Below are 22061 nucleotides of genomic sequence, written 5' to 3'. Positions count from 1 at the left end.
AGCAGGGTTTGTACAAATCGGACGGTCCCGGCACGCCTTGCCGGGACCGTCCTGCCCTATGTTTAATATTTCCTTATAACCCTATACGGCTAACCCGGCAAGCTTACAGGCATTCCCATGATGGGCCAGATAAACTTGACGAAGATACCGGTTACGATCATCAGAATTACACTTGCGGGGATACCGTACATGAAGAATTCCCCGGTGGTGAACTGCTTGGAATCGTAAGCAATGGCGTTGGGAGCCGCACCCACCAGCAGGAGGAAGGGCATACCGGCAACAACCAGTGCTGCGAAGAGGATTACTTCCGGTGCAACGCCGAGGTAAGGCGCGATAACCAGTGCTACCGGGAGCGAGATCGCAATTGCCGCCACGTTCATGATGAAGTTGGTCATCATCATTACGAAGAAGGCGATGGACATGATGAAGATGAATCCGCTTGACTCCTGGAAGAGGACCAGCCAGTTCACCGCCATCCACTTGGCCGCGCCGGTATCCCAGAGGCAGAAACCGATGGACATGGCACCTGCGAAGAGCAGAATGATGTTCCAGGGAATATCTTCAAGGTCATTGATGTCCAGAATTTTGAATACAAAGAAGGAGATGGACGAGACCAGAATGATGGAGGTCTTGTCGATGGCCTTCAGTTCAGGGATAAAGGAGCGCAGGCTCATGATCAGGATAACGCCACCAACCAGAATTGCCGCCATTTTTTCATCACGTGAAAGCGGACCCATCTGGGAGTTAAGCTCTCTGGCTTTTTCGCGCAGGCCGGGAATGACGTCCTTTTCAGGCTTCAGGAAGACCATGAAGAAGCCCCAGAGGATGAAGACCATGGCCCAGCCGATGGGTGCCATGTAGTAGGTAAGTTCGAAGAAGGTTACGTCTTTGCCCAGAATCTCGTTGTAGAAACCGAGAGCAACCGCACCACGTGCAGCACCGAGCAGGGTTACGATAGAACCGGCACCGGCCACGTAAGCCATACCGATGAACAGACCCTTACCGAACTTGGTGGGCTTGTCGCCTTCTCCGTACAGGGAGTAGATAGCCAGCAGCAGCGGGTAAACAGTCGCCGCAACAGCGGTGTGAGCCATGATATGGGTCAGCAGCGCGGTTACAACGAATACACCCAGATAGATGCGGCTGGTTTTTTCACCCACAACCATGAGCATCTTGTAGGCCAGACGCTTGGTCAGTCCGGTCTTGGTGAAGACGAGTCCGATCATGATGGAAGCAAATATAAACAGAACCGAGGGGTCCATAAAATCCTTGAAGGCCACCTTGGCCGGGCGGATAAAAAACATGGCCTGCAGTACGCCGATGGCCAGAGAGGTTACGCCGATGGGTACAACTTCAAATACCCACCAGGTTCCGGCCAGCAGGAATACTCCGATGGCGCCCTTGGCTTCTTTAGTCAGTACAAAATGTTCTCCGCCGGGATCAACGGCATCGGGCCACGCCGGGCAGTAGTAGACGAGGGCGAAAAGGCCGACGCCCAGCAGCATAAAGAACAGCCTCTTGAAATCAAATCCGGGCTTGGTTGCAACTTCAGCAGTCATTTTTTTAAGCTCCTTGCAATTAGGCTGTTTATATCTCGCAAGCGAGGATTGCGGATCTTACTTTTTCAAAAACATCACCGAGACGCAGTACCCCGGTGACCAGTCCATCCTTCTGGACCAACAGGGGCTGGTGTACCCCGAGCATGAAAGCATGCAGGGCCTTATCGACGCTGTCGTTTTCGTCCAGCAGTTCGGTGTTTGCAGGTACGTGCATGATTTCACCCGCAGTGGCTCCGGCACTTTTGCGGCAGAGTTCGCTGAGCGGTTCGGACCAGAGATTGAAATCGCGGTATACTTTCTGGACGAAATCCATATTCAGTGCGTTAGGATGACGCTGGTCGTCCATTTTAAAGTAGGAAGGTTCCATGTGTTTAAAGATGTCGAGCATGGTTACCTTGCCGATAACCTTGCCGTTCTCGTCTTCCACCAGCAGATCTCGGTGGGGATGAGGAAGGTTTTTGTCTTCTCCCTGCTGGATGAGACACTGCATGGATTCAACAAGTGTGGTTTCCTTTGTGACCCGGTTGTATTCTTCAACCGGGATCATAAGTTCTTTAACTTTAATACTGTTCACGTTTTCCCCCTGTGTAGGTTGTCCGTATGGGATTTTTCCGCTCAGTTTGCCTGGGCGCAGAACCTGCGCAATGTCTTTACCAGAGCGGCAATATCCACCGGAACTGAAATTTCAGCACATGCCCCCAGATTCATAGCTTCTATGGAAAGCGGAATCTTATTGTGCCGGTTTATTAAAACAACTTTCAAATCAGGAACGACTGGTGAAATATCCTCCATGAATTTCAAGGAACTGCGTCCGAATCCGGAAAGACCGAGGACAATGCCGTGAAGTTCATTCTCGCGTATGAACTCTTCAGCTTCATCAAGGTTTCCGGATTCTGCGACAGTCAGGCCTTCACCCCTTAGTCGCAGTACGAGGTGTTCACGGAATTCCGAGTCCTTTTCAACAATCATTATTTTCATGTTTTAAAACGTTGTCTTGGCTACTGGCCGGGAATTCGGCCTCTGCAGCACCCGTTCTCTAAAAGCACTCGGTGTGCCAGATAAAATAATTCCATTTATACCAGACTTTTATCCTTGCAGGGAAGTTTTTTGTTTCTTTTTGTTGAAACAAAGTGAATCATTGTGAAAACTTTCTCAAGAAACATTATGAAACAAAAAGAAACAAAAACAGAGAGTGGTTACAAATGATAGTTGATTTTCGGGGGGTTAGAAAAGAGGGCTAAACCATGTAAAAATTGTCACCACGGGCGAGCTTGTTGTCCTTATATGCCTGCATGACTTTTTTAACCGGACCGATGACATCGTCGAGGACCTCGATGCCTTTCCATTTGAGGTACTGGTAATGCTCGTCATCAATGCCGCCGCAGACCACGGCATCGGTGTTGTCCGAGGTGGCCAGGGCGCAGAGGTCATCGGCGGAAGCCTGCGGCAGGACGATGATACGTTCACTGGTTTCGCCGTCGGAGCGGAATTTTGCCAGCAGTACGTCGGTAGCAAGGTCGAAGCGGGGGGCAACCTCATCGTTGTGAAGGGGGATCATGATTTTATGTGACATGTGTTATCCGCTGATGGAGTGTTTTTTCATCTTGCGCCAGAAGGTGGAGCGGGACCAGCCGAGCATATTGGCTGCTTCACCTTTACGGCCTCCGCATTTGACCAGCGTATCCATGATCATCTGTTTCTCCGCATCATCCCAGCTCTGGGCTGAGGAATATTCAACAGGAACTCCCCGTTCCTGTGCGGCATGAGTTGTTTCCGTTACCGGGCGCAGGATGTCCTGCTCGGTAAGGTAGGCGGGCAGGTGGCTGGAGCCGATGATGTCCCGGTCGCAGAAGTTGACCGCGTATTCCACAATATTGCTCAGTTCACGCACGTTGCCGGGGTAGCGGTATGCGGATAGAATTTTGGCTGATTTTTTTGTGAAGCCTTTTATTTTCTTGTTAAATTTGTTGCAATATTCCATCAGGAAATGATTTTTGAGCAGCAGAATGTCATCTCCGCGTTCCCTTAGCGGCGGCAGGTGCAGATGCACAACATTCAGCCTGAAGAGCAGGTCGGCGCGGAAGGTCTTTTCCTGCACCATGCGTTTCAAGTCCCGGTGGGTGGCAACAATAACCCGCACATCAGCATTGAAGCCCCGCGAGCTGCCCAGTGGATGGATTACTTTGTCATCCAGAAATGAAAGCAGTTTGACCTGCAAGGGCAGGGGTAAGTCCCCGATCTCGGTCAAAAAGAAAGAGCCGTTGTGGGCCAGTTTGATGCGTCCGGGCCGGTCTTCATTGGCCCCGGTAAATGCGCCTTTTACATGACCGAAAAGTTCCGATTCCAGCAAAGTCTCCGGCAGGGCACCGCAGTTGACCTTGATGAAAGGTGCGCCTGCCCGGTCCGAGGCATTGTGGATGGCCTCGGCCAGAACATCTTTACCGGTCCCGGTTTCCCCGGTGATCAGGACCGATGAATCTGTGGCCGCAATGGATGGAACCATGCTGAAAATTTTAACCATCTCCGGGCTGGTGCCGATGAGTCCGCCCAGCGAGTAAGCCTTGCTGGCCGAGCTGCTCAGTTCCGCAACCTGCCGGATGTCCTGAATGGTCTCCACATATCCCGAAATCACATTTTTATTATTAACAATGGGCGAGATATTCAGCCGGATGGGAACTTTGGTGCGGGTGCGGTCAATAATATCCGCATCAACGGAGACAGTTTGAAAATCAGCCTTATCGGCCATGACCGGGCAGCCCTTGAAGCAGTAGTCGCAACGCAACCCCAGATAGCATTTAAGGCCTTGCATGGATTCAGGGTCGGCACCGGTGATGGTCTGCCATGCGCGGTTTGCAAGCTTGATGCGGCCTTCAATGTCCAGAACCGCAATGCCGATAGGGACCTCGTTCAAAAGGTCCGGCAACAAGAACTGCTGGTCCATCAGGCCGTTGATTATATATGGGGATTCATGTGTCACATTGTTTCAGTAACATGGATAGGTATGATGCGCTATCGCGCTTTTTTATGGAAAGATTTTGCCTCCGGCGGCCAGAGAACCCTTTTGCAAAAGGGTTCTCTGGACTCTCCCAAAACCTTTTATCGGGGCTTCGCCGCTTCGTTTGGGGGAATGCTTTTCAATCTGTTTAAACAATTGTATGTTTCGCCCAAGGGAACAAATTATGAAAACATATATATTTATACCTCCGGTTCGCAAAGCTACCGGGGGGATTACTGTTTTTTGCCAGATAGCTTCTATTCTCGCCCGGCATGGACATGATGTGCAGCTTGTCATGCGTGAGAAGGGGAGCTGGATGCCGCAGTTGGCCGAGGGTTACCCTGAACCTATTCATTGGGATGATGTGCAGCTTACACCGGATGATCTATGGCTGGTTCCCGAAGGCTGGGTAAACAGCCTTGCGCCGGGTTTGAACGCGGGAGCGCGCTGTGTGGTTTACTGCCAGAACTGGGCTTATTTGTTTTCGTCCCTGCCGGAAGGGGTTTCGTGGGCCAGTCTGCCTGTTTCCTTTCTGGCGGTTTCCCATCCGGTGGAGTGGTTCATGCAACAGACCGTAGGCAAGGTCTCGCCGATCCTGAGACCGGGCATTGATACGGGGTTATTTCATGCCCCGGACAAGAAACCGTCCGGTAAGATTCGCATCGCTTACATGCCGCGTAAGAACAAGGCCCTTGTAAGCCAGATTAAATCTATTTTTGAATCGCGCAATCAGGGGGCCGAGGTCCGCTGGGTGGAGATTGCCGGGATGGATGCGCAGGGCGTGGCCGAGACCTTGCGTTCCTGCCATATTTTTCTTGTTTCCGGGTTCCCGGAAGGCTGCCCGCTGCCGCCGCTGGAATCCCTTGCTTCCGGCTGCATCCCGGTCGGCTTTTCCGGCTTTGGCGGCTGGGATTATATGCGCCAGATTGAAGGTGCGACTTTCAAGCCGTGGTGGCCGCTGCGCGAAGTCCCGTGGTCCGGCAACGGTTTCTGGTCCGCAGACGCCGACGTGCTCGACGCAGCCTTCAATCTCGAAAAAGCCATCATCCTCTGGCGCGATGGCGGTCCCGTCCTTGACAGCGCGCTGGAAGCCGGGCAACAGACCATCCGTTCCTATACAATGAAAGAGCAGGAAAGGACGGTTTTGAGTATTTGGAATAATTTTTAAGAAATTTTTATTTAAAATTGACGCCCCTGAGGCACAGCTTACCGTGCAAGTTCAAATTCCCTAATAAAAGGTTTTGAAGAGTCCAGAGAAACTTTTGCAAAAGTTTCTCTGGCCGCCGGAGGCGAAATCCTTTCATCAAATAGCGCGAAGCGCATCAATATACTCTTATGGCTAAGAAAAAAAAGAAAAACAGAGCATTGCCCCAGAGCGTGGGCATTGATATTCCGGGCGTGGAGACCCATGCCCATCTGGATCTGGATGATTTCCGTGACGATCTGCCGGAAGTAATGGCCCGGGCCAAAGAAAGCGGCGTGGGCCGTATCGGTAACGTCTTTCTGGGACCGCGGGCGTACAATGAAAATAAAGAACTCTTCGCGGATTACCCGGAAGTGTTCTTTCTGCTCGGCGTGCATCCCAATGATTCCGGTAAGTTTGTGGAAGAAGACATCGCTGCCATGCGCGAAGCTTTTAAGGCTGACCCGCGGCTGAAAGCAGTGGGTGAGATCGGTCTTGATTTCTATTGGGACCGCGTGCCGTATGATGTGCAGGAAGATGTTTTCCGCAAGCAGCTTCAGCTGGCCGATGAACTGGACCTTCCGGTGGTCATCCACAGCCGCGATTCCCATGAGCGGACCATTGAAGTGCTGGAGGATTTCGGCTGGTCCGGTAAACCGCTGCTTTGGCACTGTTTCGGCGGGGATGCTGAGACCGCGCAACGCATTATCAATCACGGTTGGTATATTTCTGTGCCCGGACCTGTTACATATAAGAAGAACGAAATTGCGCAGCAAGCAGTGAAGTCCATTCCGCTGGATCGGCTGGTGCTGGAAACGGACTGCCCGTTCCTGACCCCGGAGCCGTGGCGCGGCAAGCGCAACGAACCCGCGTTCGTGGTATTTACTGCCGCAAAAGTGGCGGAGCTGAAAGAAATGGAAGTGAATGAGCTGTGGCGGATTTGTTCAGAGAACGCTCACCGTTTTTTCAGTCTTTAAGCCTTCGGCGACCCTCCGGGGGCTTAAACCCTTTTCCAAAAGGGTTTAAGAATCCCAAAACGTTTTATTAGGGTTTCGCTGTTTGTTCAAATGGAAGTCGTCTTAGTACGCTACTCGCGAAGCTTATTAAAAGTTTTTGAAGAGTCCAGAGAAACTTTTTTCAAAAAGTTTCTTTGGCCCCCGGAGGGCCGCCGGAGGCATCTAAAATGATCAATCATAAAATCATAAATTTCATGAATGCGCGCATGCATGCGTGGACCATGGCTGAGACGGTTGACGAGATTTTCAGCCGTTTGAAGTACGGCCTGTTCACCCAGCATGTGGTGGTCAATGTTGCCAAGCTGGTCAATATGGGCCGGGACGCACAGCTTTGTGCTTCGGTGCAGAGCTGCGATATCGTTAACATCGACGGCATGGGTGTGCTTTGGGGCGCACAGTTTGCGGGCCATGATGTGCAGGAACGGGTTGCCGGGATTGATCTGTTTCACGCGCTGCTTGAAAGGGCGGCGGAGGGAGGCGATCCTGTTTATCTGCTGGGCGCAAAAGCGGAAGTGCTGGACAAAGCTGTTGTTGCGATTGAGCAGAAATATCCCCGGCTGAAAATCGCCGGATATCACCACGGCTATTTCTGGGACGATGAAGAGTCTGTTGTGCGGGACATTGCCGGGTCCGGGGCGAAAATGCTTTTTGTGGCCATAACTTCCCCTAAAAAAGAGAATTTTATCAACCGCTGGAAAGAACAGCTCGGTGTGGGTTTTGTGATGGGCGTGGGCGGAACCTTCGATATTCTGGCCGGAAAGACCAAGCGTGCGCCTGAGTTCATGCAGAAATACGGGTTGGAATGGTTTTATCGTCTGGTGCAGGAGCCTCGGCGCATGTGGAAACGTTATCTGGTGACCAATACGGTTTTTGCGCTGAAGCTGTTGCGGGAAAAGTTTTTTAGGTAACCTACCTGCTCACCACTCTGTTACGGCCTGTCTCCTTGGCGCAGTACAGCCGCTGGTCCGCGATTTTCAGCAGTTCTTCTGCGGAAGGTTCCTGACATTCTTCAATTGATGAGATTCCGCAGCTGATGGTTACTTTGACCTTGCCTTCCGGGGCGTGAATTTCTTTTGCCTCGCAGGCAGCCCTGATTCTTTCCGCTACTATTTCCGCTTCTTTTTTTTCTGAACCGGGCATGAGGATGACAAATTCCTCGCCGCCGTAACGGCAGGGCAGGTCTACCCCCTGACGGCTGCTGTCGTGCAGGATGTGTCCAACTGTACGCAGGACCACGTCTCCGGTGGCATGGCCGTAGGTGTCATTTACGGATTTGAAGTGATCGATATCAAGCATGATTGCTGAGAGCGGACCGCCGCGGCGTTTGAAACGCTGAACTTCCTCGCGCAGCCGGATGAACAGGTAGCGGCGCATGTACAGTCCGGTCAGGCTGTCTTCGATGGTCTGGCGGAAGAGGCGCGAGTTTTCAATGGAAATTGCGGCAACTGTAGATATGATGCCCAGCTGGAAAAGTTCTGAAATATCCCACTGCTGATCTTTAGGGCGGTAGAGGGTTACAAATCCCCGGATGCGGTCCCGCGAACCAACCAGCGGGATACACAGGCAGGTCTTTTCCGAATCGCAGCATTCCGAAGGCAGGGGATAGATTGAATCATCGCAGACCGGGCGAACTACCGGCTTCAGGGATTGTGCGGCCTCTTCCATGGCCTTGTTCAGCGGAATCTGCTCATCGATGATGAATCTGCGCTGATTGAGGGAGGCAGCAACGCCTTTGAGCTGGCGGTACTCGTCATACATCATCAGGGTCGCATCCTGACAGTTGCCGAGATCGCAGAAAGCTTCCAGAACCCGGTCAGTAAGAATGTCGGGGTCCACTTCCATGGCCAGCAAACGGGTGGCGAAATTTACGGTCAGCAGGGTTGCGTCAAAGTCGAATTTATCAATGGTCATGGTCTGTCTGTCGTGTCTTTGAGGTTTTAGTTGGTGGGTGATTAGGTACATACCCCGGCTTTAAGCAAAAATACAGTATTAGATTTTCCTGTAAATCCGGGATCGTTTTTAAAGTTGAATTGGATGATTGACAAAATTTTTATCATGAGTACAAAAAATTCTGGAGCTGATAAAAAATTATTATGAGGGAGAGTCCTTTGCCTGCCAAATCCAAAATTATATCATGTAAGATCGATCATTATGTCCCTTTTGTGGAGTTTCTGGGAACATTTCTGGGGGATAATTGCGAAGTGGTCCTGCACGATACCACCAGCAAGGAAAAGTCCGTGCTGGCCATTGCCAATGAGCATATTTCCGGGCGCGGTGTGGGCGCTCCGCTGACCGATCTGGCCCTGAAGTTTCTGGTGGATGAGGTCTACCGCGAAAAGGACTGGATGATGGGCTACACCACCGAGGGGCGCAACGGACACATCCTTCATTCAGCAACATATTTCATCAAGGATTCTGAGGGCGAACTGCTGGGTATGCTTTGTCTGAACATGGATACTTCGGACATGCTGGCCGCCCGGGAACTGATCAATAAAGTCATCCACAGTGCCGGGTTTGACCGCTCAGTTAAGAAAGAAGAGTTCGGCAATGTTCCTGAAGAAGAGGAGCACAGCGAAACCTTTCCCAAATCCATGGAAGACCTGACTGAATCCCTGATTGTACGTGTGATCGCAGACACTAACATCCTGCCGGAGCGCATGACTTCCGAAGAAAAAATGGATGTGGTCTCCACTCTGAACGAACGCGGTGTTTTTATGCTCAAGGGGGCTATCAAAGATGTCGCCAAACATCTGGTAGTCTCGGAAGCAACCGTCTACCGGTATTTGCAGAAGATCAACGATAAATAATTTTTGCCGCACGGCAGTACTTGACACAACCGGAAAAACCGGATCGAACCCTTTTGGGGTTTGGTCCGGTTTTTTGTTTATCGATAAAAATGTGAGTGAATAATCATTTTTTCGAAATTTAAATTGGTCATATTTATTAAAATAAATTCTAAATGGATTTGTAATAAATTTTTAATTTGACTTTAATAAATTTTTCTCGTTTGAATAATTTTTTATTGACGCGTAAAAATCTTATCGCTATACCGGATTTCAACACAACGTGAAGGTTGTTTCTGAACTCAAAGAAAAAATATCCATACAGGAGAGAACAATGAAAAAAGTAGTTGTAAGTGAGAAAGCCCCCGCAGCAGTAGGCTGCTACTCTCACGCAATTGAATCCGGAAATATGGTTTTCACTTCCGGCCAGCTGCCCATCAATAAAGAAACCGGAAAAATGCCTGAAGGTCCCGGTGCACAGGCCAAACAGGCCCTTGATAACCTCAAGTACGTTCTTGAAGCAGCAGGCACCACTATGGACAACGTGGTCAAAACCACCGTGCTGATCCAGAACATCGAAGATTTCGCAGCTATCAACGAAGTATATGCTACTTACTTCTCTGAGCCTTACCCCGCACGCAGCTGCTTTGAAGTGGCTAATGTTCCCCTCGGCGCTCTGGTTGAGATCGAGGCTATTGCGGTAAAATAAATTAAATTCGGACCGTGGTGCTGCCGGGTGATTTTTCAGGGGTCCGGCTATGGTCCTGTTAAAGGAAAGGAGTGGAAAAAATGTCAAATGAATCCAAGTTCAAAGAGTTCGGGCTGATTATCAAACTGCTCATCGGTATTGCCGCCGGTGTCGGAATCGGCCTCTTTGCCAACCATGCGGTAATGGAAGTTGTGGTTACTGCTAAATATGTAATGGGTCAGTTTATTTTCTATACTGTACCCCTCGTAATCCTCGCATTCATCGCCCCCGCAATTACTCGTCTGGGCCAGAATGCATCCAAGATGCTGGGTGTGGGCGTAAGTCTCGCTTACCTTTCCGCAGCAGGTGCCGCCACCATGGCCGCTGTTGCCGGATATGCTCTCATTCCGCATCTTTCCATTGCCACACAGGTTGAAGGTTTGCGCGAACTGCCCGAAGTTGTGTTCCAGCTTTCCATTCCGCCGATCATGTCCGTCATGACCGCTCTGGTTACCGCAGTTGTACTCGGCATCGCCACCATCTGGGTTAAGGCCAAGACCTTTGAAAATATGCTCGGTGAATTCGAGAACATCATGATGCAGGTTGTCAGCCGCATCATTATCCCCATCCTGCCTTTCTTTATCGCAACCACCTTTGCCGGTCTTGCTTACGAAGGCAGCCTGACCAAACAGCTTCCCGTATTCCTTGAAGTTATTGTCATCGTTCTCATCGGTCATTTCATCTGGCTGACTTTCCTCTACACCCTTGCAGGAATCATTTCCAAACGTAACCCCCTCGAAGTATTCAAGCATTATCCGCCCGCATACCTCACTGCGGTTGGAACCATGTCCAGTGCAGCAACCCTGCCTGTTTCCCTCGAATGCGCAGGTAAATCCAAGGCTCTGGGTAAGGATACCGTTGAATTCATGGTGCCTCTCGGAGCAACCATCCATCTCTGCGGTTCCGTTCTTACTGAGACTTTCTTTGCCATGACCATCTCCATGATGCTCTACGGCACTCTGCCTTCCGTAGGAACCATGGCCATGTTCATCCTGCTTTTTGGTATCTTCGCCATCGGCGCACCCGGTGTTCCCGGCGGAACCGTTATGGCTTCCCTTGGTATCGTAGTAGGTGTACTCGGCTTCGATCCCGCAGGTGTTGCACTGCTGCTGGCAGTATTCGCCCTGCAGGACAGCTTCGGTACTGCATGTAACGTTACCGGTGACGGTGCACTCGCTCTCATGATGGAAGGTATCTTCAACCGTAACGGTGAACTCGACAAAGCCCGCACTTCTTAATGAAATGATTTCGCCTCCGGCGGCCCTGCCGGGAGCCTTAAACCCTTTTGGGAAAAGGGTTTAAGAATCCCAAAACTTTTCAGTAGGGCTTTGCCGCCGGAGGCGAAGATTTAAACAAAAATATCAATCCGTTTTCCCACGTAAGGTCGAATTAATTCCTAGCAAAATCGACCACCCAACTTGGCGAAGCCCTAATAAAAGTTTTTGAAGAGTCCAGAGAAACTTTTTTAAAAAGTTTCTTTGGCCCTCGGAGAGCCGCCGGAGGCATATCATCATGATAAATAATAAATGGTCTGAATTCGCAGAAATTTTGAAACGTGAAGTTGTTCCCGCTCTGGGTTGCACAGAACCTGTCGCCATTGCCCTTGCTGCTGCCAAGGCAGCTGAAACCCTCGGCAAAGAGCCCGAGAAAGTAGTGGTCAAAATAAGCGGCAATCTGCTCAAAAACGGTATGGGCGTAGGCGTTCCCGGTACCGGCATGACCGGGCTGGATATTGCTGCCGCCGTTGGTGTTACCGGCGGTAAATCCGAACTTGCACTGGAAGTGCTGCGCGACCTTGATGCAGAGCAGCTGGCAGCCGGTAAAAAGCTTATGGCTGATGGTCGTTTGCACGTGGAACTGGCTGAGACCGAAGAACTTCTCTACGTAGAAGCCATTGTTGAAAACGGTGATGATTCCGCGCGCTGCGTGATTGCCCGTGCCCATGCAGCCATTGTGCTGGTAGAAAAGAACGGTGAAGAGATATTCTCCGCACCGCTTCTTAGCGAGGACAAGACAGAGTCCGGCTGTTCCATGACCATGAAAGAAATTTTTGAATACGCTACTCAGGCCCCGCTGGAAGATCTGCGTTTTATCCTTGAAGCAGTAGAACTTAATGAGAAAGTTGCGGCTGAAGGTCTTACTGCCGACTGGGGTTTGAAAGTAGGCAGATCTATTGCCAAGGACATTGAAGACGGCATCCGCTCAGATGATATTGTTTCCTACGCCATCAAGATGACTGCCGCTGCTTCCGATGCCCGCATGGAAGGTATCCAGATGCCGGTCATGAGCAACTCCGGCAGCGGTAATCAGGGCTTGACCGCTACTCTGCCTGTGCTGGCCTTTGCCAGACGCCGTAATTCCAGTGAAGAAGAGCTGGTCCGGGCTTTGATCCTGAGCCATCTTTCCGCTGTGCATATGAAGAGCCACCTCGGCAAGCTTTCCGCCCTGTGCGGAGCCGCTCTTGCGGCAACCGCTTCCGGCTGCGGCATTGTGCTTCTGCTCGGCGGCGGTTTGAAAGAAGTGGAAGGAGCCATGAAGAACTCTCTGGGCGACATTACCGGAATGATCTGCGACGGCGCAAAGACCTCCTGCGCCTTGAAGGTTGCTTCGGCTGTGGAAGCGGCAATCAACTCCGCACTGCTGTCCATGAAAGGCATCTCCATTCCCGGCAAGGACGGCATCCTTGATGATGATATTGAAGCCTGCATCCGCAACGTGGGCCAGCTCGGTTCCGTTGGCATGGTCCAGACCGATAAGGTCATCCTTGATATCATGACCGGAAAACACACCACTGCCCCGGCAGCATAAATATATTTGTCTCACCCCTTTGAATTCGTCACCTGACGAAAAAAGCCCCCCTGACCAGCATCAGGGGGGCTTTTGTAGTTTTAGGATAATTAAGCTCGCGCAGCGGCGAAGCCAACTATACTCCCAATTTCTCCGCGATAGTCTTAGCCGCGCGGCGACCTGCGCCCATGGCTGAGATTACTGTTGCGGACCCGCCTGCGATGTCTCCGCCTGCGTAGACATTGGGAATGGAGGTCTCGCCGGTTTCGCCGTCGGTAACGATGTAGCCCCACTTGTTGAGATCAAGGCCGGGGGTGGCTTCCAGCAGGATGGGGTTGGCTCCGGTTCCTACTGCGAGGACAACCATATCCACTTCCAGCTCTCTGGTCTTGCCTTCCACAGCAACGGGACGGCGGCGACCGGAATCATCAGGCTCGCCCAGTTCCATCACCTGCAGGGTCATGGATTTAACATGCGAGTTCTCGTCGCCGTTGATGGCGATGGGTGAGGTCAGCAGCTCAAGCTGTACGCCTTCCTCGATGGCATGGTGCAGCTCTTCGAGGCGGGCGGGCATTTCTTCCTGAGTACGGCGATAGGTGATGTAGACGTTCTCGGCCCCCAGACGCAGGGCGGTACGGGCAGCATCCATGGCCACGTTACCACCGCCGATTACAGCCACGTTTTTGGCCTTGGGTGCGGGGGTGTCGTGGTTGGGGAAATCGTAGGCCCGGCCGAGGTTGATGCGGGTCAGGTATTCGTTGGCGGAATAAACGCCCACAAGGTTTTCGCCGGGAATATTCAGGAACCAGGGCAGACCTGCGCCGACGCCGATGAAGACCGCATTGTAGCCGTCCTCAAAAAGGTCTTCCACAGTGACGGTCTTGCCGCCCACGTAGTTGGGCTGGAAGGTCACACCCTTGGACCAGAGCGCGCCCACTTCACGGGCAACAATGTTCTTGGGCAGACGAAATTCCGGGATGCCGTAGACCAGTACGCCGCCCACTTCGTGCAGGGCTTCGTAAACGGTTACGGGTACACCGCGCGCGGCAAGGTATCCGGCCACGGTCAGGCTGGAAGGCCCGGAGCCGATGCAGGCGACCTTGAACTGGTCATTGGGCAGGGAACATGCTGTGTGCCCGGTGATCATTTCACAGGCGGAGTCGCTGTCGAAGGTGTCTGCAACGAATCTTTCGAGACGGCCGATGGCTACCGGCTCGTACTTCTTGCCGAGAATACAGGCTCCCTCACACTGGGATTCCTGCGGACAGACCCGGCCGCAGACTGCGGGCAGGGCGTTGGTTTCCTTGATAACCCGGTAGGCGGAAGGAATATCGCCGTCAGCCAGATGCTTGATGAAACCCTTGATGTCGATTTCAACAGGGCAGCCTTTCTGGCAGAGCGGCTTTTTACACTGCAGGCAGCGGGCTGCTTCGGCCATGGCATCTTCTTTGGAGTAGCCGAGGGCTACTTCGCTGAAGTTTTTGTTGCGGACGTCAGCCGGCTGTTCCGGCATGGGGGTACGGGTCGGGGTAAAATTCTGTTTATTCACCATGGCAGTTACAACTCCTGAACATTTGCATTGAAAGGTCTTCCTGTTCCTTGTACTGGGTCAACCGCATTCTCAGCTCATTGAAATCGACTTCGTGGCCGTCAAATTCAGGGCCGTCCACACAGGCGAATTTTGTTTCGCCGCCGACGCTGCAACGGCAGGCTCCGCACATGCCCACGCCGTCAACCATGATGGAGTTCAGGCTGACTGTGGTTTTAACGCCGAAGGGTTCGGTGACCTTGGCTACCGCTTCCATCATGGGAACCGGGCCGATGGCGACGACTTCTGCGACGTCCTTGTCCTGTTCAAGGCGTTCGCGCAGGAGGTCGGTGACAAATCCCTTGTGTCCGGTACTGCCGTCATCGGTGGCGATGAGCAGTTCGGGGCAGAAGTAGCCCAGTTCGGTACAGAAAAGGAGCATGTTTTCGCTGCGTGCGCCGACAATGGCGACTACGTGGTTTCCGGCAAGGTGGTGGCCTTTGGCAATGTGGTGCATGGCCGCGATTCCGGTACCGCCGCCCACACAGATGACGGTTCCTGACTTTTCAATGTGGGTCGGTTTACCCAGAGGACCGCAGACATCAAGGATGGTGTCCCCTTCATTCAGTGTTTCAAGCAGGGCGGAGCTTTTACCTACAACGAGGTAGACGATGGTGATGGTGCCTGCTTCTTTGTCTGTGTCAGCAATGGTCAGGGGGATGCGTTCCCCTTTTTCATGGATGCGTAGAATTACGAAATTTCCCGGTTTAGCCTTCTTGGCAATTTGAGGACAGTCAATGACCAGCATGGATGTCTGGCCGGGGATAAGTGCTTTTTTAATCAGAATTTTGTTGCTCATAATCTCCTACACTGCTTAAGTTTCAGGGGAAGTTAAGTTTTTCCCTAATAGATTGCAAGTTTCAGACTGATTATAAGGCTTTGGCTTTTCCCTTTCTGTTAAAAACTGAAATTTACGCTTCCCTCGCTATGCTTTATTTCAGTCTTTTAAATTTTTTCCGTGTCTGCCGGGTAAAGCCTTATGTTCAGTGTGATTCTATTGCTCGCCCCTCTTGCCAATTCTTCCGCTACGTATTATATATTAATACAACTTAGCAGAAGTTTATTTTCATCAGCTTCCACGGACGGAAGCCGGAAATACCGCGTATCCTTCAAGGATGATTGCGAAAGTCTCGCAGATACGGCGGATTGCCAGTGATGGCAGTCGGCCTTTTTTTGTGTACGCGGAAACGGTTTTCTGGTGGAGAAAGTAGTGAGAATAGCAGCGCAGGGCATCAACCAATATGTTGATAATGCGAAGAGATGGTCCGGAGAGACTGCCGCTGAAGTGGAAAAGGTGAAAGCACGCGTGACCACGCGTAAATTCGGCTTCAATATCGGCAAGCTCGGTGTAAATTTCACTGCAAAGGACCTCGAATTTGAACCGGACGAGACGCAAAAAGCCTCGCGCGAATTCCGATCAAAAACCTACCCCCGTACTCAAAGCGAAGAGCGGCACGTACAGAATATGTATCAGCAGCTTGCTCTTACCCAAACGGCTTTTTCCGAGGATTCCGCCATGTTCAATCCCGGGAGCTCCGGTTACATGAGGACCAGGGCACTTAATGCCTATTCCCGACAGTCCGGTGCTCTTGAGTATACGCTTCCGGGCAGCGCTCTCGGCAAAGTCTGATTCCAGTAGTATCCACATACCAACGGCCCAAAACAACGTTTTTTTGCTGCACGGCATAATTCCTCTTTCCCTATAACCCTGAGGAATTATTAACACCTGACCGTGGAAAGTAATGCAGTAGCAGTATCAATTTTAAAAAGACCTGATTATCTCTTTAATATAAATTGATGGGTCAATCAATCGCTTTCGTAATAAAATTGCAACATTTTGTTTTGGGGGGGGTGATTTGTAGTGGGCGGGATTGTTTTGGTGGTGAGGTAGTTTGATAATGAATGCCCCCGGACCGAAGTCCGGGGGCTTAGTTAATCAGCTTCCGTCTGTAAGCATCTCCGTTGGTACTTTGCTTGGGCAGATCAGCCGGGCGGCTTCAAAGGCCGCCTCCTTGGTTTTTTTGGTTATAATGACTGCTACGTCACCACGGAAGTTGTCCCGAGTGGGGTCAGCACTCTGTATGAGCTTCCCCTGAGCCTTGATCTGCACATTTCTAATGAAAAATCTGCAATTATTGGTCATAAAGAGAGTTTTTTCAGTAGCTTTATATACTTGAGCCGTGCGTTTCTGGGCCTTCTCCGTCAGGTAAATTATGATTGGATAGTGATAGCCCTCTTTGGGCCTGTACCAAACTTTTCCACGGAAGCGCCATACCTCGATTTTGGTTACATCATCGCAAGATAGTGGCAATATAGATTGCGCCCAGCTATTCGTTGGTATGAACAGTGCGATGAGTAGAATGAATGTTGCGAATCTCATTTAACCCCTTATGGAATAAGTAATGGTGCAGTTGTCTGCAGTCGGGACAGAACGGGTTAATTCCCCCGACAGCACTTGCTGCGGGGGGCTTATTTCTATTGGGCTAGCCGTCAGCTTCCGTCTGTAAGCATCTCCGTTGGTACTTTGTTTGGACAGATCATCCGGGCGGCTTCAAAGGCCGCTTCCTTGGTTTTCTTGGTTATAATGACTGCTTCGTCACCACGGAAGTTGTCCCAAGTGGGAGCATCACTTTGTATGAGCCTACCTTGAGCCTTAATTTGCACAGGTCTAGTGTAAATTTTGCAATTATCGACCATAACGATAATTTTTTCAGTGGCCTCATATACTTGAGCCGAGCGTGTCAGGGCTTCCTTCGTCAGGTAAGCCATGACTACATAGTTATAACCTTCTTTGGTTGGACAGTGCCAAACTTCTCCACGAAGACGCCATATCTCGGTTTTGATTACATCATCGCAAGAGAGCGGCAATATAGATTGCGCCGAGCTATTCGTTGGTATGAACAGTGCGACGAGTAGAATAAATGTTGCGAATTTCATTTAACCCCTTATGGAATAAGTAATGGTGCAGTTGTCGGCTCCATCGCACGTTATCGCCACTTCCCATGGCACCGGTATCTCGCCGAATTTCGTAAATTCAAAAGAATCGGACTGGCCCGGAGCCATCCACCCGGTGTTTTCCCATACACTGCCGTCAACCTGAATTCTTGCCCCGGCAAGAAAGGGACCGAGATTCGTCACTTCAACAACTATTTTCTGGCTGGCACCGAATTCATGGCTATCGCTGTCACCTTGTCCTTGAAGTATGCCACTAACGTAGAAGCCCTTGAAATGTCTCTCGATCTCGCACTTACAGTTGGGGTGCGGTCTTTCAGGTTCTTTCTCAAAGGTCTTTCCTTTAAGTGCCTGACACTTTTCGCAGGCATTCTTTTTGGGAGTTACCGTCCAATAGAAATTTTCGTTTTCCTTTTCCTTATCAGGATCAGTCTCTTCATCTGGCGGATCAGCAGGTGCTCCCTCTTCACTCACCTTAGCCAACCCAACCCGATCAATAAAGTTAACCGGATCATCATGACAATAGCCATAAACATCCACATCTCCGCCAGCAAGGCCAAGCGGGTCGGGCTGGATGAAACGACCGATGGAAGGATCGTATTCACGGTGTCCGAAATGGACCAGCCCGGTGTCGCGGTCATGCAGTCCGGCTGCGAAGCCGAGGGGGATGTATATACGTTCATTGGTATCGACAGTCATGTTTCCGAACGAATCACGTATAATTCGTCTTATCTCATTTCCATGATCATCAGCAACCATATAAATTGTGCCGACCTGATCAGAAGCGAGGTAGTAGACTTCATCACCGCAACGCATGGCGATGGGATCGCCTTCGTTATCGTAGGCGAAATCCGTGCGCTTGCCGTACTCGTCTGTGAAGGCTGTCAGCGTGGTTAAATTGTGCCAGAGGTATGTTTCTACGACTTTGCCGTTGACGGACTTGGAAGTGCGCTTGCCGTCAGGATCGATGGTGTAGGAAATGCGGCGGCCATCCGGCAGTTTAACCTGCTGCAACTGGCCTGAATGGTGATATTCGTAGCTGGTCACAACGCAGCCGTCCTGTTTTCTGATCAGACGGCCCTGATCGTCGTAGGAATATTTTACATTCCCGACCTTTTCCAGACGAAGGCCGGAACCGTAGAGGAAGCGGCGTTGTCCGGTCTGCGGGGTGGCACCAAAGTAGCGTTCACCGTATTTGCCGTACAAGTATTCCTCGATGATCTGCTTGCCTTTCCAGACCTTGTGCAGCCTGCCCCCTGCATCATATTCGTAATGCAGGTGGTGGTCCAAAGGCTCAAGGGATTGCAGTTTTTGGATGATGCGTCCGTCCTCATTTCTTTCGGTGCCCAGCACGGAAAACAGCTCTTGAGCGTTCGGCACTGCGAAGGGAGTGACCCGGATGGCATCATCAGGATTGAACTCCACGCCGTCATGTTCGAACTCGTCATGCAGGTCCGGGCCTGTTCCGGTCTGCGGCTGTTGGGGGGTGATTGCTGCATGCATTACAAAATTTCCTTGATTATAATTTATGGAAAAAGCCCGTAACGACCTGTTCATCAAGGGCTTTTGTCCTCCTACAGAATCAAGGATAGCGGGCAGGGCGGACCTGAATCAGGGGATTCAGGTCCGCCCAGAGGAAAATAGCAACATTTCTTTTTGCATAAAAATAATTTCAGGCGTTAAGATTCAGTTTCCGGGCCGTCCCCCACAGATTAGGCTTGCCGGGACCGCAATTACATATTAGACAGCGGCTCACAAATACCGTAATAAGGAGTCCCTTTACCCTTGATCCAAGGGGAAAAAAGGAAGACCGAATAAAATATTATAAGGCGACGACCCCTGGAGGCCGCCGACTTTTTTCATATGGCTAAATTAGATAAAATAAGAAATTTCAGTATCATTGCGCATATCGACCACGGCAAGTCCACTCTTGCGGACCGTATCCTTGAAATCACCGGAATGGTTTCCGAACGTGAGAAAAAGGACCAGTACCTTGATAAGATGGAACTGGAGCAGGAACGCGGAATTACTATCAAGGCTCAGACCGTGCGTATCCCGTACAAAGCCAAGGACGGTGAGGAGTATATACTCAACCTGATCGATACCCCCGGCCACGTGGACTTCAGTTACGAAGTGTCCCGTAGTCTTGCCGCGTCCGAGGGTGCGCTTTTGGTGGTTGATTCCACTCAGGGCGTTGAAGCGCAGACCCTTGCCAATGTATTTCTGGCACTGGACCACGACCTTGAAATCGTACCCGTGCTCAACAAGGTGGACCTGCCCAGTTCCGATTGTGAACGCGTTGGGCAGGAAATCGAGGAAGTCATCGGACTGGACTGCTCTGATCCGATCATGATCAGTGCCAAGACCGGGCTGAATGTGGAAGATGTGCTGGAGTCCATAGTCAAGGATCTGCCGCCGCCGGAAGGTGATCCGGACGCGCCGCTCAAGGCTTTGATTTTTGATTCATGGTACGATTCCTATCAGGGTGTTGTGGTTCTGTTCAGGATTCTGGACGGTACCCTCAAGAAGGGTGACAAGATCCAGATCCACTCCACCGGACGTACCTTTGATGTGACCACTCTCGGTGTTTACACTCCTGAACCGCAGAAGACCAAGGAACTGGCTGCCGGTGAAGTTGGTTTCCTCTGCGCCAGCATGAAGGAACTCAATGACGCGCCCGTGGGTGATACCGTCACCCTTGCCGCTGATCCGGTGGAAGATCCGTTTCCCGGTTTTCAGGAAGTAAAGCCCATGGTTTTTTGCGGACTCTATCCGGTGGAACCCGCCGAGTACGAGCCGCTCAAGGCCGCGCTGGAAAAATTGCAGCTCAACGACACCGCATTCTCCTTTGAGCCGGAAACATCGACCGCTCTCGGTTTCGGTTTCCGCTGCGGTTTCCTCGGCCTGCTGCATATGGAAATTATTCAGGAGCGTCTGGAGCGCGAGTTTCAGGCCAAACTCATCGCTACCGCGCCTTCAGTTGTCTATCAGGCAAGACTGAACAACGGCGAAGTGCTTGAAATTGATAACCCCAGCAAGATGCCGGACGGCGGTGATCTCGAATCTCTGGCCGAACCTTTCTGCCGTCTTGAAATTCATGTGCCTAACGAGTACGTTGGTGCGGTTCTCAAGCTCTGTGAGGAAAAACGCGGTATTCAGCAGGATATGCGTTACCTGACATCTTCAAGGGTTATCATTACTTATGAAGTTCCCTTTGCGGAAATTATGTACGACTTCTTTGACAAGCTTAAGTCGCACACCAAGGGCTATGCTTCCCTTGATTACGAAATTATTGATTACCGCGAATCGAATCTGGTTAAGCTCGACATCCTGATCAACACTGATCCGGTGGATGCCTTTTCAGCCATTGTCCATAAGGATTCCGCATATCCTTTCGGACGCTCACTTGCCCTCAAGCTGAAACGGGCCATCCCGCGCCAGATGTTCGAAATTGTTATTCAGGCCGCGATCGGTCGCAAGATCATCGCCAAAGAACGAGTGGCCCCGTTCAGGAAAAACGTTACCGCCAAATGTTACGGCGGGGATATTACCCGTAAGCGCAAGCTTCTGGAAAAACAGAAGGAAGGTAAGAAGCGCATGAAGAAGATGGGTAATGTCGAAATTCCGCAGGAAGCTTTCATGGCAGTATTGAAAGCTGGCGAAGACTAAACGACCCGCCCTGTGTAACACGCAGGAAACTATAAGGATATTAATTATGAATCCCAGATGGCAGAGCACTGTGAAAGAATATATTGAAGCTCTTTTTATCGCACTCATACTGGCTCTCTTCATCCGAACCTTTATTGTGCAGGCCTTCAAGATTCCGTCCGGTTCCATGTTGCAGACCCTCCAGATCGGAGACCATCTGCTGGTAAGTAAATTTTCCTACGGCGTGAAAGTTCCCTTCACCGGGAAGGTGATCGTGCCGGTGGGCGACCCCGAGTATCAGGACATCATTGTCTTCAAATACCCCGGCGACCCCAGCAAGGACTACATTAAAAGGGTTATCGGCGTACCCGGTGATACTGTGGAGATCAAGAATAAGAAGGTCTTCGTTAACGGCAAGGAGCTTGTTGAGCCTTACGTTCAGTATACCGATACCACCCACGTTTCAACACTGCGCGACAACATGCCGCCCCGCGTAATTCCCGAAGGGGAATACTTCGTCATGGGCGACAACCGCGATGGATCCAACGATTCCAGATTCTGGGGCAATGTTCCCAGAGAGAACATCTTAGGAAAGGCGTGGATTATCTACTGGTCTTGGGGCGGTCCCAAGACCGTTCGCTGGGATCGTATTGGTGACATCCTGCACTAGCATTTGTCTAAAGCATCAAGGGTGGTGCTAATCCATAGCGATTTTAGCGCATAGTTGAAATCTGGTTATATGAAAGCCCCGGTACGTTTGTACCGGGGCTTTAGTTTTTTTGTGAGAAGTGTCGAAAGAAAA

21 protein-coding genes are annotated in these 22061 nt (G+C 51.1%); 10 read left to right on the top strand and 11 right to left on the bottom strand.

What is annotated here, in order from left to right; genetic code table 11:
• Positions 1 to 89: 89 nt before the first annotated feature.
• From FMR86_RS10465 to FMR86_RS10445, 5 genes are all read right to left on the bottom strand, one after another.
• Positions 90 to 1559: an SLC13 family permease gene (locus tag FMR86_RS10465; RefSeq protein WP_163351160.1), complete on the bottom strand. Its 1470-nt coding sequence runs from the start codon at positions 1557 to 1559 to the stop codon at positions 90 to 92.
• Between the two features lie 28 nt (positions 1560 to 1587).
• On the bottom strand, positions 1588 to 2133 hold the full coding sequence (locus FMR86_RS10460) for a CBS domain-containing protein (protein WP_163351158.1): 546 nt from the start codon (positions 2131 to 2133) through the stop codon (positions 1588 to 1590).
• A 41-nt stretch (positions 2134 to 2174) separates the two neighbouring features.
• Complete coding sequence (locus tag FMR86_RS10455; RefSeq protein WP_163351156.1) at positions 2175 to 2537, bottom strand: response regulator; 363 nt, start codon at positions 2535 to 2537, stop codon at positions 2175 to 2177.
• Positions 2538 to 2796: 259 nt separating this feature from the next.
• Positions 2797 to 3132, bottom strand: coding sequence for a dinitrogenase iron-molybdenum cofactor biosynthesis protein (locus FMR86_RS10450; protein WP_163351154.1), 336 nt, complete (start codon positions 3130 to 3132; stop codon positions 2797 to 2799).
• 3 nt (positions 3133 to 3135) lie between these two features.
• The gene (locus FMR86_RS10445) at positions 3136 to 4536 is read right to left on the bottom strand and encodes a sigma-54 interaction domain-containing protein (RefSeq protein WP_373682470.1); all 1401 of its coding nucleotides are present in this window, start codon (positions 4534 to 4536) and stop codon (positions 3136 to 3138) included.
• Positions 4537 to 4738: 202 nt separating this feature from the next.
• Between FMR86_RS10445 and FMR86_RS10440 the strand changes: the two genes are divergently transcribed.
• The 3 genes from FMR86_RS10440 (at position 4739) to FMR86_RS10430 (ending at position 7661) form a co-directional block, all read left to right on the top strand.
• Positions 4739 to 5722, top strand: a complete 984-nt coding sequence (locus FMR86_RS10440; protein WP_163351153.1) for a glycosyltransferase family 4 protein — start codon at positions 4739 to 4741, stop codon at positions 5720 to 5722.
• A 167-nt stretch (positions 5723 to 5889) separates the two neighbouring features.
• On the top strand, positions 5890 to 6714 hold the full coding sequence (locus tag FMR86_RS10435) for a TatD family hydrolase (protein WP_163351151.1): 825 nt from the start codon (positions 5890 to 5892) through the stop codon (positions 6712 to 6714).
• Positions 6715 to 6920: 206 nt separating this feature from the next.
• A complete protein-coding gene (locus FMR86_RS10430) occupies positions 6921 to 7661 on the top strand; it encodes a WecB/TagA/CpsF family glycosyltransferase (protein ID WP_163351149.1) in 741 nt (246 codons plus the stop codon).
• A 1-nt stretch (position 7662) separates the two neighbouring features.
• Here FMR86_RS10430 and FMR86_RS10425 read toward each other — a convergent pair whose 3' ends face one another.
• Positions 7663 to 8664 carry a sensor domain-containing diguanylate cyclase gene (locus FMR86_RS10425; RefSeq protein ID WP_163351147.1) on the bottom strand — a complete coding sequence of 334 codons (1002 nt, stop codon included), beginning with the start codon at positions 8662 to 8664 and terminating at the stop codon, positions 7663 to 7665.
• Positions 8665 to 8861: 197 nt separating this feature from the next.
• Here FMR86_RS10425 and FMR86_RS10420 point away from each other — a divergent pair, with 197 nt between their 5' ends.
• The 4 genes from FMR86_RS10420 (at position 8862) to FMR86_RS10405 (ending at position 13092) form a co-directional block, all read left to right on the top strand.
• Positions 8862 to 9560 carry a transcriptional regulator gene (locus tag FMR86_RS10420; RefSeq protein WP_239057212.1) on the top strand — a complete coding sequence of 233 codons (699 nt, stop codon included), beginning with the start codon at positions 8862 to 8864 and terminating at the stop codon, positions 9558 to 9560.
• 310 nt (positions 9561 to 9870) lie between these two features.
• Entirely contained in the window at positions 9871 to 10245 is a 375-nt protein-coding gene (locus tag FMR86_RS10415) for a RidA family protein (RefSeq protein WP_163351144.1), read from the top strand.
• A gap of 80 nt (positions 10246 to 10325) precedes the next feature.
• Positions 10326 to 11522, top strand: coding sequence for a dicarboxylate/amino acid:cation symporter (locus tag FMR86_RS10410; RefSeq protein ID WP_163351142.1), 1197 nt, complete (start codon positions 10326 to 10328; stop codon positions 11520 to 11522).
• Between the two features lie 274 nt (positions 11523 to 11796).
• Entirely contained in the window at positions 11797 to 13092 is a 1296-nt protein-coding gene (locus FMR86_RS10405; RefSeq protein ID WP_163351140.1) for a serine dehydratase subunit alpha family protein, read from the top strand.
• 115 nt (positions 13093 to 13207) lie between these two features.
• Here the strand turns inward: FMR86_RS10405 and gltA are convergent, their stop codons facing one another.
• Together gltA and FMR86_RS10395 are read right to left on the bottom strand one after the other, a co-directional pair.
• Positions 13208 to 14623 (bottom strand): NADPH-dependent glutamate synthase, encoded by a 1416-nt coding sequence (gene gltA, locus FMR86_RS10400; RefSeq protein ID WP_163351138.1) that lies wholly within the window; start codon positions 14621 to 14623, stop codon positions 13208 to 13210.
• On the bottom strand, positions 14613 to 15458 hold the full coding sequence (locus tag FMR86_RS10395; RefSeq protein WP_163351137.1) for a sulfide/dihydroorotate dehydrogenase-like FAD/NAD-binding protein: 846 nt from the start codon (positions 15456 to 15458) through the stop codon (positions 14613 to 14615). The genes gltA and FMR86_RS10395 overlap by 11 nt, the downstream gene beginning before the upstream one ends.
• Positions 15459 to 15869: 411 nt before the next feature.
• On the opposite strand from FMR86_RS10395, the gene FMR86_RS10390 reads away from it, so the two are divergent.
• Positions 15870 to 16289, top strand: a complete 420-nt coding sequence (locus FMR86_RS10390; RefSeq protein ID WP_163351135.1) for a hypothetical protein — start codon at positions 15870 to 15872, stop codon at positions 16287 to 16289.
• A 306-nt stretch (positions 16290 to 16595) separates the two neighbouring features.
• Here the strand turns inward: FMR86_RS10390 and FMR86_RS10385 are convergent, their stop codons facing one another.
• The 3 genes from FMR86_RS10385 to FMR86_RS20830 all read right to left on the bottom strand — a co-directional run bounded on the left by FMR86_RS10385 (position 16596) and on the right by FMR86_RS20830 (position 18310).
• Positions 16596 to 17039: a hypothetical protein gene (locus FMR86_RS10385; RefSeq protein WP_163351133.1), complete on the bottom strand. Its 444-nt coding sequence runs from the start codon at positions 17037 to 17039 to the stop codon at positions 16596 to 16598.
• Positions 17040 to 17149: 110 nt separating this feature from the next.
• Positions 17150 to 17596 carry a hypothetical protein gene (locus tag FMR86_RS10380; RefSeq protein WP_163351131.1) on the bottom strand — a complete coding sequence of 149 codons (447 nt, stop codon included), beginning with the start codon at positions 17594 to 17596 and terminating at the stop codon, positions 17150 to 17152.
• Positions 17597 to 18310, bottom strand: a complete 714-nt coding sequence (locus tag FMR86_RS20830; protein WP_373682477.1) for an RHS repeat-associated core domain-containing protein — start codon at positions 18308 to 18310, stop codon at positions 17597 to 17599.
• A gap of 1164 nt (positions 18311 to 19474) precedes the next feature.
• On the opposite strand from FMR86_RS20830, the gene lepA reads away from it, so the two are divergent.
• Together lepA and lepB are read left to right on the top strand one after the other, a co-directional pair.
• Positions 19475 to 21280, top strand: coding sequence for a translation elongation factor 4 (lepA, locus tag FMR86_RS10370; protein WP_163351127.1), 1806 nt, complete (start codon positions 19475 to 19477; stop codon positions 21278 to 21280).
• Between the two features lie 46 nt (positions 21281 to 21326).
• Positions 21327 to 21929, top strand: coding sequence for a signal peptidase I (gene lepB / locus FMR86_RS10365; RefSeq protein ID WP_163351125.1), 603 nt, complete (start codon positions 21327 to 21329; stop codon positions 21927 to 21929).
• Positions 21930 to 22061 lie beyond the last annotated feature (132 nt).

The organism is Desulfovibrio sp. JC010 (assembly GCF_010470675.1).
In the GTDB taxonomy this organism is placed as follows: Bacteria; Desulfobacterota; Desulfovibrionia; order Desulfovibrionales; family Desulfovibrionaceae; genus Maridesulfovibrio.
This window is presented reverse-complemented; position numbering and strand designations above follow the sequence as displayed.

What these genes read in the sequence shown, in the direction of transcription:
- FMR86_RS10430 (WP_163351149.1), top strand. Translation starts at nt 6,921, where the DNA reads ATGATCAATCATAAAATCATAAATTTCATGAATGCGCGCATGCATGCG.
- lepB (WP_163351125.1), top strand. Translation starts at nt 21,327, where the DNA reads ATGAATCCCAGATGGCAGAGCACTGTGAAAGAATATATTGAAGCTCTT.
- FMR86_RS10465 (WP_163351160.1), bottom strand. Translation starts at nt 1,559, where the DNA reads ATGACTGCTGAAGTTGCAACCAAGCCCGGATTTGATTTCAAGAGGCTG.
- FMR86_RS10435 (WP_163351151.1), top strand. Translation starts at nt 5,890, where the DNA reads ATGGCTAAGAAAAAAAAGAAAAACAGAGCATTGCCCCAGAGCGTGGGC.
- FMR86_RS10380 (WP_163351131.1), bottom strand. Translation starts at nt 17,596, where the DNA reads ATGAAATTCGCAACATTTATTCTACTCGTCGCACTGTTCATACCAACG.
- FMR86_RS10450 (WP_163351154.1), bottom strand. Translation starts at nt 3,132, where the DNA reads ATGTCACATAAAATCATGATCCCCCTTCACAACGATGAGGTTGCCCCC.
- FMR86_RS10455 (WP_163351156.1), bottom strand. Translation starts at nt 2,537, where the DNA reads ATGAAAATAATGATTGTTGAAAAGGACTCGGAATTCCGTGAACACCTC.
- FMR86_RS10415 (WP_163351144.1), top strand. Translation starts at nt 9,871, where the DNA reads ATGAAAAAAGTAGTTGTAAGTGAGAAAGCCCCCGCAGCAGTAGGCTGC.
- gltA (WP_163351138.1), bottom strand. Translation starts at nt 14,623, where the DNA reads ATGGTGAATAAACAGAATTTTACCCCGACCCGTACCCCCATGCCGGAA.
- FMR86_RS10405 (WP_163351140.1), top strand. Translation starts at nt 11,797, where the DNA reads ATGATAAATAATAAATGGTCTGAATTCGCAGAAATTTTGAAACGTGAA.
- FMR86_RS10410 (WP_163351142.1), top strand. Translation starts at nt 10,326, where the DNA reads ATGTCAAATGAATCCAAGTTCAAAGAGTTCGGGCTGATTATCAAACTG.
- FMR86_RS10440 (WP_163351153.1), top strand. Translation starts at nt 4,739, where the DNA reads ATGAAAACATATATATTTATACCTCCGGTTCGCAAAGCTACCGGGGGG.
- FMR86_RS20830 (WP_373682477.1), bottom strand. Translation starts at nt 18,310, where the DNA reads ATGACTGTCGATACCAATGAACGTATATACATCCCCCTCGGCTTCGCA.
- FMR86_RS10395 (WP_163351137.1), bottom strand. Translation starts at nt 15,458, where the DNA reads ATGAGCAACAAAATTCTGATTAAAAAAGCACTTATCCCCGGCCAGACA.
- lepA (WP_163351127.1), top strand. Translation starts at nt 19,475, where the DNA reads ATGGCTAAATTAGATAAAATAAGAAATTTCAGTATCATTGCGCATATC.
- FMR86_RS10425 (WP_163351147.1), bottom strand. Translation starts at nt 8,664, where the DNA reads ATGACCATTGATAAATTCGACTTTGACGCAACCCTGCTGACCGTAAAT.
- FMR86_RS10385 (WP_163351133.1), bottom strand. Translation starts at nt 17,039, where the DNA reads ATGAGATTCGCAACATTCATTCTACTCATCGCACTGTTCATACCAACG.